The sequence below is a fragment of the Paenibacillus azoreducens genome (assembly GCF_021654775.1).
In the GTDB taxonomy this organism is placed as follows: domain Bacteria; phylum Bacillota; class Bacilli; order Paenibacillales; family Paenibacillaceae; genus Paenibacillus_AQ; species Paenibacillus_AQ azoreducens.
The window spans coordinates 5,931,149-5,943,282 of record NZ_AP025343.1 but is presented as its reverse complement, the minus strand read 5'-3'; the positions used below and the strand labels follow the sequence as shown (position 1 = coordinate 5,943,282).

General features: G+C 48.3%; 12 protein-coding genes. 10 read left to right on the top strand and 2 right to left on the bottom strand.

What is annotated here, in order from left to right; translation table 11 throughout:
- The first annotated feature begins 51 nt into the window (after window positions 1-51).
- Window positions 52-864 (top strand): class I SAM-dependent methyltransferase, encoded by an 813-nt coding sequence (locus L6442_RS26340; RefSeq protein ID WP_212977139.1) that lies wholly within the window; start codon window positions 52-54, stop codon window positions 862-864.
- A 52-nt stretch (window positions 865-916) separates the two neighbouring features.
- Here L6442_RS26340 and L6442_RS26335 read toward each other — a convergent pair whose 3' ends face one another.
- The gene (locus tag L6442_RS26335; protein ID WP_212977138.1) at window positions 917-1,219 is read right to left on the bottom strand and encodes a putative quinol monooxygenase; all 303 of its coding nucleotides are present in this window, start codon (window positions 1,217-1,219) and stop codon (window positions 917-919) included.
- A 426-nt stretch (window positions 1,220-1,645) separates the two neighbouring features.
- On the opposite strand from L6442_RS26335, the gene L6442_RS26330 reads away from it, so the two are divergent.
- From L6442_RS26330 to araD, 9 genes are all read left to right on the top strand, one after another.
- A complete protein-coding gene (locus L6442_RS26330) occupies window positions 1,646-2,404 on the top strand; it encodes a DeoR/GlpR family DNA-binding transcription regulator (protein WP_212977137.1) in 759 nt (252 codons plus the stop codon).
- 168 nt (window positions 2,405-2,572) lie between these two features.
- The gene (locus L6442_RS26325; RefSeq protein ID WP_212977136.1) at window positions 2,573-3,505 is read left to right on the top strand and encodes a ribokinase; all 933 of its coding nucleotides are present in this window, start codon (window positions 2,573-2,575) and stop codon (window positions 3,503-3,505) included.
- Between the two features lie 33 nt (window positions 3,506-3,538).
- A complete protein-coding gene (locus tag L6442_RS26320; RefSeq protein ID WP_212977135.1) occupies window positions 3,539-5,086 on the top strand; it encodes a sugar ABC transporter ATP-binding protein in 1,548 nt (515 codons plus the stop codon).
- 1 nt (window position 5,087) lies between these two features.
- Window positions 5,088-6,071 (top strand): ABC transporter permease, encoded by a 984-nt coding sequence (locus L6442_RS26315; RefSeq protein ID WP_194234195.1) that lies wholly within the window; start codon window positions 5,088-5,090, stop codon window positions 6,069-6,071.
- Window positions 6,072-6,088: 17 nt separating this feature from the next.
- Window positions 6,089-7,036: an ABC transporter permease gene (locus L6442_RS26310; RefSeq protein WP_194234196.1), complete on the top strand. Its 948-nt coding sequence runs from the start codon at window positions 6,089-6,091 to the stop codon at window positions 7,034-7,036.
- 58 nt (window positions 7,037-7,094) lie between these two features.
- Window positions 7,095-8,144 carry an autoinducer 2 ABC transporter substrate-binding protein gene (locus L6442_RS26305; RefSeq protein ID WP_212977134.1) on the top strand — a complete coding sequence of 350 codons (1,050 nt, stop codon included), beginning with the start codon at window positions 7,095-7,097 and terminating at the stop codon, window positions 8,142-8,144.
- Window positions 8,145-8,189: 45 nt separating this feature from the next.
- Window positions 8,190-9,134 carry a sugar phosphate isomerase/epimerase family protein gene (locus L6442_RS26300; RefSeq protein ID WP_194234198.1) on the top strand — a complete coding sequence of 315 codons (945 nt, stop codon included), beginning with the start codon at window positions 8,190-8,192 and terminating at the stop codon, window positions 9,132-9,134.
- 26 nt (window positions 9,135-9,160) lie between these two features.
- The gene (gene araB, locus L6442_RS26295) at window positions 9,161-10,858 is read left to right on the top strand and encodes a ribulokinase (protein ID WP_212977133.1); all 1,698 of its coding nucleotides are present in this window, start codon (window positions 9,161-9,163) and stop codon (window positions 10,856-10,858) included.
- A gap of 104 nt (window positions 10,859-10,962) precedes the next feature.
- The gene (araD, locus tag L6442_RS26290) at window positions 10,963-11,652 is read left to right on the top strand and encodes an L-ribulose-5-phosphate 4-epimerase (RefSeq protein ID WP_212977132.1); all 690 of its coding nucleotides are present in this window, start codon (window positions 10,963-10,965) and stop codon (window positions 11,650-11,652) included.
- A 106-nt stretch (window positions 11,653-11,758) separates the two neighbouring features.
- On the opposite strand, the gene L6442_RS26285 is transcribed toward araD, so the two are convergent.
- Complete coding sequence (locus tag L6442_RS26285) at window positions 11,759-12,112, bottom strand: YxeA family protein (protein ID WP_212977131.1); 354 nt, start codon at window positions 12,110-12,112, stop codon at window positions 11,759-11,761.
- Window positions 12,113-12,134: the final 22 nt, after the last annotated feature.

Genomic DNA, 12,134 nt, shown 5'->3' with positions numbered 1-12,134 from the left:
ATCCGCAGAGTTGCAGTCCAAGATGATCTCAAGAAATGGAGGCGATTTAGGATGGATAAGGTCATTTCATATTACAATGCTTTTGACGAGTGGGGGCGGCTGAACCGGGAGCCTATCGAATTTATTATTAATATGCATCATATCCAAAGCATGCTTCCGCCAGAGGGACATATTCTGGACAATGGCGCGGGACCGGGAAAATATTCGATTGAGCTGGCTAAACGCGGTTATAGGGTCACGTTGACGGATTTGACGCCGAGATTGGTAGAGTTTGCAAGAACAAAAGCCCAAGAATACCAGGTTGAAGGTCAATTTGACGGTTTTTATCCGGCAGATGCCAGAGATCTGAGTCTTTTTCCGGATAACCATTTTGACGCCGTACTGATGCTGGGTCCTCTGTATCATCTGCAAACGGAAGCAGACCGGGTACAAGCGGTCCAAGAGCTGCACCGGGTGACAAAACCGGGCGGGCTTGTTTTTGCAGCCTTTATGACCAAAACCAGATTTTTAACGAACTCGCTGCTGTACCCCGAGCATTGGAAGCCCAACCATACGATTGAGGGCATCCAGCAATTTTTGCGGACAGGAATGTTCGACCACGCAGATGAGGGGCGTTTTACCGGGGCCTATTATTTTGACATTGTTGAAATCACCCCGTTTATGGAGTCACAAAGCTTTGAAACCGTGAAGCTGATCGGTTCGAGCAGCATTGCGGGTGCCATGACGCCAGAGCAGTGGGATTATTGGCGCCAGCAGGGGGATGAAACCTATCGGCAAATCATGGACATCGTCATGAAAGAATCGGAAAATCCATATTTGCTGGGGGCCGCATCCCATCTGCTGTATATCGGCAGGAAAATATAAAAGAGAAAGCCCCGACCAAACCAAAGTGGTTTAGCGGGGCTTCTATAAATTCTTACAGTCCCTTGCCGCCTAAAGGCGTTACAGGGATCGATTCCACACCCTCGATCAGTGGCATGGCGCGTGCGATAGCTGCTTTGGTGTCTGGCAGGTCGAGAGAAGCCTTATGGGCTTCGGCGCTGCTCCAGACTTCCGTTACCCAGATGGCATCGGGTTCCTGCGCCGACAAATTAATGATATAAACCTCGCACTCTTTTACGGATCGAATGGCCTCCGCGGCTTCCAACAGAATGTCAGCCAACGTTTCGCGTTCTCCCGATTTTGCCGTAAACTTTACATATGCCCCGTATTTGCTCATTCCGCATCACGCCTTTCTATTTCTTTAGTCTCTATTTTCTCTGAAACGGTATATATTTACAACCAGTATAGATTAATATTGGAATATAATTAGGAACGTTTTTCGTGGAAAACATGGTTTCATAAGGGGGAGTTACCGATGAAAATCCGGATTATTGGTGCTTGCGGATGCGGAAAACTCTATATAACTAGAGGAACAAGCGATTAGAAATTGCCTTTACAGTGTGGTGAAGGCTTTTCTTTGTTATGAATTACATTTTAATTTACTCTGTCAAAGCAAAAATACAAAAGGTAATTATTTTGTTTTATGTTCCGTTTGATCTGTTAATTTGGTTGTTTTTAATTTGGATAACCAAGCGTATAATGAGGTATAAGCACAAAACAGAACATAAAAAACAAAAAAACAGCTTAAAGGATGGACAATGATATGAAAAAGAGCCGTTTAGCGGTAGAGAGGCAGAAGGAAATTTTCAACAATATCAGCCAAGTCGGCACGGTGTATGTCGCTAATCTGAGTAAGAAATTCAACGTGACTAAAGAGACGATCCGCAAGGATCTGGAGGCGCTGGAGAAGGAAGGGCTTGTGCAGCGTACGCATGGCGGCGCGGTGTTGAACCATAAGATGTCGATTCAACGACATATGACGAATTTGGATGTGAAGAGCTCCATTGCCAAGGAAGCCGCTCAGCTTGTGGAGAAGGGGGATATCATTGCTTTGGACAGCAGCGATTTTTCATTGCAGATGGCCAAAGAATTACGGGATCAGGAGATTACCGTTATTACGAATTCTATTCCGATCACGCTTGAGCTTCTGAATCAGGACCATATTCGTTTGATTACGATTGGCGGATATGTGAACCAGCAGTTCTCATCTTTCGTAGGCGCCATTGCGGAGAAAGCGATTGAAACGTACCATGTGGGAAAATTCTTTTTATCGTGCAGCGGATTTGATCTGGAGCATGGCGTCTTTGAAAATCATGAAATGGAAGCCCAAATCAAACAGAAGTTTTTGAAGGTTGCCGACGAAGTGATTTTGATGGCGGATCATGCGCAATTCGGCCGCAAATCGTTGACCAGCCTGGTTGGATTGAATCAGGTGGACAAGTTGATTGTCGATCATGGACTGCCGATTCATAACCTTACGGCACTGAGAAGCGCCGGAATTAACGTTGTTTTGGCCAATTGACTTTTGAAACAAAATTATAAACGCAAGAAACAAATCCAAAACCAAGCTCTAATGAGTTTGGTTTTTCTTTGTTATATTTGATTTCAAAGCCTTGTTCAAACGCATTGAAAGCGTTTAGTATGGCATCAAGGACGCCGCCAAGGTGAGCAGGGAGGCAGACAACCGAAAATGAAAAAAATTTGTATTGTCGGAAGTTTAAACACCGACATCATTATGCAGACAAAGAAATTTCCCACGCGTGGTGAAAATACTGTAGGTCAAAATGCCGTTGTCCTGTCCGGGGGAAAAGGCGGGAACGCCGCAACCGCGGTATGCAGGCTGGGCAAAGAACCGGTACTGATCAGCTCCGTCGGAATGGACTACTATGGCGACACGATGTTAACGGATTTAACCGAGAGCGGCATTGATGTTTCTTATATCAAACGTACGCCTCTAAGTCATACAGGACTCACGACAATCATTATCGATGAGTCGGCTGAGCGGACGATGGTGGTTGCCCCGGGCGCCAATATGCAGTTGACGGCTGAGGATATTGCCGATCATGCACATGAGATTCAGCAATGCGGCGTACTTCTCGTACAGCTGGAAGTTGCTGAAGAGGCTGTCATACAAGCGATGAAATTAGCCAAAGAGTCGGGATTGCTGGTTATTATCGATCCGGCGCCGGCGGAAGGCATTACGATGCAGGCTATTCGCTACGCGGATATTTTGATCCCGAACGAGCAAGAGACGAAGCATATGACAGGGATTGAGGTTAACAGCTTGGATGATGCGCTGCAGGCAGCGGAATATTTTCAACTGCTGGGGATTGAGAAGAGCATTATCAAAATGGGGCACCGCGGTGCGCTTGTCTATACGCCAAGCAAATGGCAATTTATCGAAGCGGTTCCCGTCGATGCCGTGGATACGGTCGTAGGGGATACGTTCTCAGGCGCATTAGCTTGTTCGCTGGCGGAAGGAAATGATCTTTTCCAGGCGGCATGGTTCGCAACGATAGTCAGTGCGTTGAAGGTGACCAGACTCGGACCGCGTGACGGCATACCTACGATGGCCGAAGTCGAAGCCTTTATGAAAGCGCGTAACTTACAGCAACCATACTAATCTATACGTACGAAGGTTAGGGAGGGAATCAAGGTGAGCCAAACACTACTGGAAATCAAAGACATGAGCAAGACGTTCCCCGGTGTGAAAGCGCTGAATCAAGTTCAGCTAGAAGTCAGACCGGGTGAGGTGCACGCCCTGATTGGCGAGAACGGGGCTGGGAAATCCACGCTGATCAAAATTTTGGCGGGGGTCGAACAGCCTGATGCCGGAAGCACGTTCCTGTTCGAAGGCAAGCCGGCAAATATTACGAAACCGATCGATGCGACCTTAAAAGGAATATCGATCATCTATCAGGATCTCAGCTTATTTCCGAATCTTAGCGTTGCAGAGAATATTTGCGCAGGACGCGAGGCGGAGAAAGGCGGTTTCAATTTCGTTAAATGGCGTGAAATGCGGCGCATTGCGAAAGAGACTTTGCAAGGATTAGGCTTTGACATCGACGTGAATGTAACCCTTGAGAAGCTTAGCATTGCCAAGCAGCAGCTCGTAGCCATTGCAAGAGCCATCGCTTTCGACGCGAAGCTGATCATCATGGACGAGCCTACTTCATCGCTCTCCGCAGGGGAAGTGGAACTGCTCTATAACGTCATCGCCGATCTGAAGAGCAAGGGGATTGCGATTCTATTCGTTAGCCACAAGATGGAGGAACTGTTCAAGGTTTCGGATCGATTCACAGTTTTGCGTGACGGGAAATTCGTAGGAACTTACGGCAAAGAGGAGCTGAATGAGGAGAAATTAATTCAACTCATGGTCGGCCGCAAGCTGGAAAGTATGGAGAGAGAAGAGCATAGCCGGGGCGAGCAGCTTCTAAATGTAAGCGGTTTATCGAAGAAAGGGAACTTCAAGAACATCTCATTTACGCTGCACAAAGGCGAGATTGTTGCCATGACAGGACTTGTCGGCTCGGGACGGACGGAATTAGCGCATGCGCTATTCGGCTTGCAAAGCGTTGACAGCGGTTCCATCGTGCTGGACGGGCAGCCTGTGCAAATGACATCGACGGTGAAAGCTGTCAAGCATGGCATTGCCTACGTGCCGGAAAGCAGGCAGAAGGAAGGTCTCGTTCTTCAGCAATCGATTGTACGCAACACATCATTAACGATTTTAAAAAGTCTGACGAATTCGCTCGGAAGTATCCAAGAAAAACGCGAGCTTGAGTTAGCCAAAGAATACATTGAATCACTCGATATTAGGCCAAACCTGCCTTTTATCGATACAGGGAATATGTCGGGCGGGAACCAGCAGAAGGTCGTTATTGCGAAGTGGCTGGCCACGAATCCGAAGATTCTGATTGTAGATGAACCGACGAACGGCATCGATATCGGAGCAAAGCGCGAAATTCATAAGCTGCTGCGCAAGCTTGCCCGGGAAGGCATGGCGATTCTCGTCATTTCCTCCGATCTGTCCGAAGTACTGGCGGTGAGCGATCGCATTCTGGTTATGCGCAAAGGGACGATTGCCGGAGAGTTATCGCACCAAGAAGCAAGCCAAGAGAAAATTATGAACCTTGCGTTGTTGGGAACGCATATCCATGAGGCAGCAAAACCCAATGAAATCAAGCAAGGAGTTGTGATGTAACATGACAAAGCTGTTTCAGAAAAAAGAGTTTGGCATCGGTCTTATCGTCATTCTTCTGGCGCTCATTCTATCGGTTGTGAATCCGGTTTTCTTCACGGCTGAGAATATCTTGGATGTTTTGAAAGCGAATTCAGTTTTGGGAATCTTGGCAGTAGGGATGACGCTCATTATTATTACAGGCGGAATTGATGTATCGGTTGCGGCTGTTACAGCAGCTGTTACGGTAGTCATCGGCAAGCTGGCGGTAGCCATGCATGGAAACTCTTGGAGCATCTTGGCGATCTTTATCGTAGCTCCTTTGGTTGGCGCCTGCTTCGGATTCGTGAACGGTATTTTAATTGCGAAGACCAAAATACCGCCGATTGTTACCTCGCTGGGAACGATGAGCATACTATCCGGGATTACGCTGTACGTTACGAACGGCGAATATATGAACAGCAGCATGCTTCCGGCAAGCTTTATTCAGTTCTCTAATTTTAAAATAGCGGGCGTATCGATTCTGATCATTATCTTCCTGCTGACGGTCTTGATTACGTGGTTTGTGATGAAATATTTGGCTATCGGCCGCTCGATTCTTTCTTTCGGGGGCAACCCGGTATCAGCGATGCGTGTCGGAATCAATTTAACGAAAGTACAAATTTTCGTATACACGTATATGGGCTTTCTCGCCGGGATTGCAGCCATTGTGCAGACAGCTTACACCAAAGGGGTGGACCCGAACGGATTTGCCGGATTCGAATTAACCGTCATCGCAGCGGTCGTGCTGGGCGGAGCAAACATTCTCGGCGGTTCGGGCTCGATGCTCGGTTCGTTCTTAGGCGTCCTGTTGCTGGGGATTATGCAGAATGGTCTTATTCTGGCCAAGATTAATACGTTCTGGCAGGAGATCATCGTCGGGGCCATCATTCTGCTTGCCGTTTCCTACGATATGATTAAGCGGAAGCGGGAAGAGCGAAGTCTGGCTAAAGTCGAAGTCGAGGGATAGAAAAGAGGGATAAAGATATGAAACTATCAAAGGAATGGATGTTAGGGCTCATTTTTCTGGGATTATTCATCATTATGGCAGTATGCGTACCGGGGTTTATCGATCCTTACAACTTAACGAGCATGCTCTATCAGCTTCCGGAGCTGGGCATTTTATCCCTGGGTATGATGGTCGTGATATTAACGGCGGGGATCGATCTCTCCATCACATATCTCGCCGCACTATCGGGTGTGGTTATGGCTTACGCCCTGACAGCCGGATTGCCTGTTCCTGTCGCGATGATTGCCGGCATTATTGCCGCATTAATCGGCGGTCTGCTTAACGGATTCTTCGTTGCTTTTATCGGAGTATCGCCGATTCTGGTTACATTGGGAACAATGACATTGTTCAAAGGCATCATTCTTCTCATTACGAAAGGGAACAGCGTTTCAGGCTTCCCGGACAGCTATTCATTTATCGGCAATGGCGATATTCTCGGCATTCCGTTCCCGATCATCGTATTTGCGGTTATCGCGCTGCTGGCCTGGTACTTGCTCAATAAAACCGTTTGGGGGCGCAGCGTCTATATGGCAGGAAACAACCCGATTGCAACGTTGTTTTCCGGGGTGAACACCAAGAAAGTCATTATGTATGTATATCTGTTCTCTGCTTTGATGGCTGCCATCGCCGCTATTATTATGACAAGCCGCTACAATTCGGCCAAAGTTGATTTAGGAAGCTCCTATCAATTGCAAAGCATCGCGGTCGCGGTGCTGGGCGGAACGAGTATTTCCGGCGGTTACGGAAAAGTCATTGGCGTGATTTTCGGTACGGCGATTTTCCAGGTGCTTTCGAGCGGTTTGAACCTGCTGGGCGTGCCGGGCATGGTCATTAACATTTTGATAGGTGTTGTGCTGATCGCTGTGCTGCTCATTAACTTCTTCACGGCAAAATACAAGCACAATCAGCTCAAGAAAGCTACCTAACCATTGGCATCACCTTCTTCATATATATTTTTGCTTAATTTTAAGGAGGAGTCTAACAATGAAAAAAAGAAAATGGTTCGCATTGCTGTCGGTTGTCCTGGCGGTGGGTATGTTAGCGGGTTGCGGTGCGGCAAAAACAGATAACGCCGGCTCAACCGAACCGTCAAGTAAAGGAAATGAAACAACTGCTTCCGGGAAACTGAAAATCGCGGTCGTGCCTAAGCTTATCGGTATTCCTTACTTTAACGCTTCTGAGAAAGGCGCGAAAAAAGCGGGAGAAGACTTGGGCGTAGAGGTGATCTACACAGGCCCGACGCAAGCGGATGCTGCGCAGCAGGTGAAAGTGATTGAAGATTTGATTTCCAAAAAAGTGGACGTTATCGCTGTAGCTCCTAACGATCCGGCAGCTTTGACGCCAGTATTGAAAAAAGCGAAGGCGCAGGGCATTAAAGTTATGGACTGGGATACCAAGGCGGATCAATCGGTTGTGGATCTTTCCATTCAGCAAGTGGACGACGAAGTCTATGGACGACATATGGCGGATTTGCTGGTAAAAGCGATGGGTAAAGAGGAAGGCAACGTTGCGATCGTAACGGGCGGTCTGTCTGCGCAGAACTTGAATACATGGATTGATTGGTCGACCAAACAAATTCAAGAGAAATATCCGAATCTCAAAATCATTGGCGAGAAAATCGGTACGGATGAGAAGCAGCAAATCGCTTACCAAAAAACATTGGACTTGCTCAAAGCAAATCCGGATCTTAACGGCATTCTGGCATATTCGACAGTAGCTCCGCTCGGCGCGGCTCAAGCGATTCAAGAAAAGGGCTTGCAGGATAAAGTATCTTTGATCGGCGTCGCGCTTCCGACCGATTCCAAGCCATTCCTGGAAGATGGCTCCTTGGATACCGCAACGCTGTGGAATCCGATGAACCTGGGTTACTTGACGGTCGCGGCAGCGAAAGAGCTGGCGGAAGGCAAGGCGATTACAAACGGTCAAGATATTCCGAATATCGGCAAAGTTGAAGTTAAAGAAGACGGCAAGACGATTATTCTTGGACCTCCTGCGGACTTCACGAAAGAAAATGCCGGAGACTATGATTTCTAAGATAGCAAGCACGGTGTATTTCTGAAGCGGAAGGATGAACAGGATATGAAGCTGCAAAACTACCAGTTGAAAAACGACCGCATTCGGCAAGCTTTCATAGAACTAAAACGCCAGCATCCTGAACGTTTGAAAGAGCGATTGAATTTATCTTGGAGCAACTGGGGATTCGGTATGGAATCCCTGGTTGATTCCGTCAAACGTTTGAGTCAGAACGGCGTCAAGTATATTGAGCTTCACGGCAACCATTACGGTCCGGATTTAGGTTACGATCCACATAGCACAATGCAAATTTTACAAGATTTCGGCATGAAAGTATCCGGCGTCTGCGGCATGTTCTCGCAGCATAACGATCTGGCGAGCAATGTGGCGCATCACCGCCAAGCGGCGCTAGATTATATTCGCAGAGAAGTGGAGTTTACTTCAAAAGTAGGAGGACATTACTTATTAGTTGTACCTGCTGCGGTGGGGCGTCCTACGGCATATGACGATATGGAGCTCGAACGCAGTATTGAATCGCTGCGCATCGTCGCGGACGAATTTGTGAATTATAGCGTTCGCGCAGCCATTGAGCCGATTCGTTCGGCAGAGACGACGATCGTGCATACGGTGTCGGAAGCGAAGGCCTATATACAGGCTGTGAACCATCCGGGTATTCAGCATATTAACGGCGATATTTATCATATGCAATCGGAAGAAGCACACATAGGAGAGGCGATTATACAAGCGGGCGATCAACTCGCCAATCTTCATCTTGCGGACAGCAACCGTTGTGCGCTAGGGGAAGGTTTCATGGACATCGACACCATTATTATGGCACTTTATCTTATAGGTTTTAATCAAGAAGGCCGATTTGTCACGCCGGAGCCGTTAGGGCCAGGAGGAGATCCTTATCCGGCAATGTACGGCAGGCCGGACAGTGAAGCGCTCGATATGCTCGTACAACGAACCGTTTCCTATTTTAGAGAAAGAGAAGAGATCTTATTAGGGTGATAACAACAAGATTGTAGGTGGATCTTATGAAATATTGTATTGGGGTGGATTATGGGACGCAGTCCGGGAGAGCCTTGCTGGTCGAGATCGGGACAGGGCGCGAAGTGGCTACGGCGGTGAAGTCGTATACGCATGGCGTCATGGATGAGTACCTTCCTGACGGAACAACGAAGCTGGAACCGGATTGGGCATTGCAGCATCCGGGCGATTACTTGGAGGTATTGCAAGTGACCATTCCGGAAGTGCTGGCCAAATCCGGCGTGAGCGCAGATGACGTTGTGGGCATTGGCATTGATTTTACAGCCTGCACCATTTTACCGACTCGGGCCGATGGAACGCCTTTATGTTTTTTGGATGAGTTCAAACATCATCCGCACAGCTACGTGAAGCTGTGGAAGCATCATGCGGCGCAAGATGAGGCGAATCGCCTTAACAGTATGGCGGATCAGCGGGGGGAACCATTCCTTTCTTTATATGGAGGGAAAATTTCCTCGGAATGGATGTTCCCGAAGGTATGGCAAATTTTGAACGAGGCGCCTGAGGTCTATGAAGCTGCCGATTCGATTTTGGAAGCGACGGACTGGGTGGTTTCCCAGCTTGTAGGCAAAGAGATGCGCAACAGTTGTACGGCGGGATACAAGGCGATCTGGCATAAACAAAACGGATATCCGTCGAAGGAATTTCTTAAATCATTAGATCCTGGATTAGAGAATGTCGTGGATGAGAAGTTGAGCAGAGAGATCTATCCGATCGGAACGAAAGCGGGAGAAATCACAGAGCGTGCGGCCAAGTTAACGGGGCTCAATGTAGGAACAGCGGTGGCGGTCGGCAATGTGGACGCGCATGTGTCGATCCCGGCCGTCGGGATTACGGAACCCGGCAAAATGCTGATGATTATGGGAACATCGACCTGTCATATTTTATTGGGAGAGACAGAGGAGATTGTTCCTGGCATGTGCGGTGTCGTCGAAGATGGCGTCATGCCCGGATATATGGGGTATGAGGCGGGGCAATCCTGCGTTGGGGATCATTTCGAATGGTTTATCGAGAACTGTGTTTCGAGTGATTTGCAGGAAGAAGCCCGCCGGGCAGGAATCGGCATTCATGAGCTGCTGACAGACAAGGCTTCCAAATTGGCGGTTGGAGAAAGCGGGTTAATCGCACTGGATTGGTGGAACGGCAATCGCTCGACATTGGTCGATGCGGATTTGACCGGACTGATGCTTGGCGCTACGTTATTGACGAAGAGCGAAGAAATGTACCGCGCGCTGATCGAGGCTACCGCTTACGGTACGCGTACCATCATTGAAGCGTTCAGAGAAAACGGAGTTCCAGTTACGGAATTATATGCTGCGGGCGGTATTGCAGAGAAGAATTCGCTCATGATGCAGATCTATGCAGATGTATGCAATATGGAGATTCGAATTGCGGCATCTCCCCAGACGCCGGCGTTCGGCTCGGCCATGTTCGGGGCGGTGGCAGCCGGCGTAGAGCGTGGGGGATTCGGTTCGATTTCCGAAGCCGCAAAAGCGATCGGCAAAGTCAAAGAGCATTACTATAAGCCGATCCCGGCGAATGTAGCTGTCTACGATCGGCTCTACGCGGAATATAAGCAGCTGTACCATTATTTCGGTCGCGGTGATAATGACGTCATGAAACGGTTAAAACAGATTAGGAAAGATGCTTTGACAAACTCTTCATCTGCAAGATCAAACGTTTTGTGATCAAATGATGAGGGTAAATGCAAGATTTGATGCCGAACCGGCTGCCAGGGACGCTTCGTGATCAAAGATCATTTTATGAATACCTCTAAAAAGGTGTGATGGATATGTTGGAGCAGTTAAAACAACAAGTGCTTGAAGCGAACTTAATGCTGCCGAAGTATGGGCTCGTCACTTTTACATGGGGGAATGTCAGCGGAATCGATCGCGAGCATGGACTTGTAGTGATTAAGCCAAGCGGCGTACCTTACGAGGAATTGTCCAAAGACGATTTGGTTGTTGTGGATTTGCAGGGGAACAAGGTGGAAGGGAGGCTCAATCCTTCTTCCGATACACCTACGCATCTCGCGTTATATCATGCATTTCCGAATATTGGCGCTGTGGTGCATACGCATTCGACATGGGCGACCAGTTGGGCGCAGTCGGGTCAAAGCATTCCTGCACTCGGAACGACGCACGGAGATTATTTCTATGGAGAAATTCCTTGTACCCGCAAAATGATGACGGGCGAGATTCAGACTAATTATGAGCTTGAAACCGGGAACGTTATTATTGAAACATTTGCCGATCTTGATGAGATGCAGATGCCTGGCGTTCTTGTCCATAGTCATGCGCCGTTCTGCTGGGGCAAGGATGCGATTGAAGCGGTGCACAACGCCGTTGTGCTCGAAGAAGTCGCCGAGATCGCTCACCATACGATGACATTGAACAGAACTGCGTCACCGATGGATCAAGTGCTGCTCGACAAGCACTTTCTGCGTAAACACGGTGCGCAAGCTTATTATGGGCAACGATAGCATGTTTGAAAGTCCCGGCCTTTTCGGCCGGGGCTTTCAGATTTGCGTACAGGATCTGGTAAGCCCCCTGATGCTGCCAAGACTATCGTGAAATAGTAGGATTCTTTCATTTTGAAATCAGCTTCTTAATCCCCTCCGGCAGCTGTTCCGGACGGACTTCTTCCCAGTAGGTTACTCCGCGCAGGTAGGTGGAATATAGCTTGAGAAATGCCCCGGTTTGTAGTTTCTTGCCGGTTGAGAACGTTAGTTTTTTGGATTTTCCCCGGTCTGTATAACCCGTCAATTCATAATCATACCGGCCATTGCTGTCCTTGCCGCCCGGCTCGGCATTCACGATCGTGTAATATGTGGTTTTGCCTGCAGGGTTATCCGGCGTCAGCTTATCCGGGTTCATGAAGAACAGCCATAAGCAGGTTAAAATAACAACTACCAGAGCAAACAAAGCGAGTGTTTTTTTCATATCGGGTGTGAATCTCCTTTCC

Bases quoted from the DNA above. Each gene is read 5' to 3' on its own strand.
- araD (WP_212977132.1), top strand. From the start codon at position 10,963: ATGTTGGAGCAGTTAAAACAACAAGTGCTTGAAGCGAACTTAATGCTG.
- L6442_RS26305 (WP_212977134.1), top strand. From the start codon at position 7,095: ATGAAAAAAAGAAAATGGTTCGCATTGCTGTCGGTTGTCCTGGCGGTG.
- araB (WP_212977133.1), top strand. From the start codon at position 9,161: ATGAAATATTGTATTGGGGTGGATTATGGGACGCAGTCCGGGAGAGCC.
- L6442_RS26285 (WP_212977131.1), bottom strand. From the start codon at position 12,112: ATGAAAAAAACACTCGCTTTGTTTGCTCTGGTAGTTGTTATTTTAACC.
- L6442_RS26340 (WP_212977139.1), top strand. From the start codon at position 52: ATGGATAAGGTCATTTCATATTACAATGCTTTTGACGAGTGGGGGCGG.
- L6442_RS26300 (WP_194234198.1), top strand. From the start codon at position 8,190: ATGAAGCTGCAAAACTACCAGTTGAAAAACGACCGCATTCGGCAAGCT.
- L6442_RS26315 (WP_194234195.1), top strand. From the start codon at position 5,088: ATGACAAAGCTGTTTCAGAAAAAAGAGTTTGGCATCGGTCTTATCGTC.
- L6442_RS26325 (WP_212977136.1), top strand. From the start codon at position 2,573: ATGAAAAAAATTTGTATTGTCGGAAGTTTAAACACCGACATCATTATG.
- L6442_RS26330 (WP_212977137.1), top strand. From the start codon at position 1,646: ATGAAAAAGAGCCGTTTAGCGGTAGAGAGGCAGAAGGAAATTTTCAAC.
- L6442_RS26310 (WP_194234196.1), top strand. From the start codon at position 6,089: ATGAAACTATCAAAGGAATGGATGTTAGGGCTCATTTTTCTGGGATTA.
- L6442_RS26335 (WP_212977138.1), bottom strand. From the start codon at position 1,219: ATGAGCAAATACGGGGCATATGTAAAGTTTACGGCAAAATCGGGAGAA.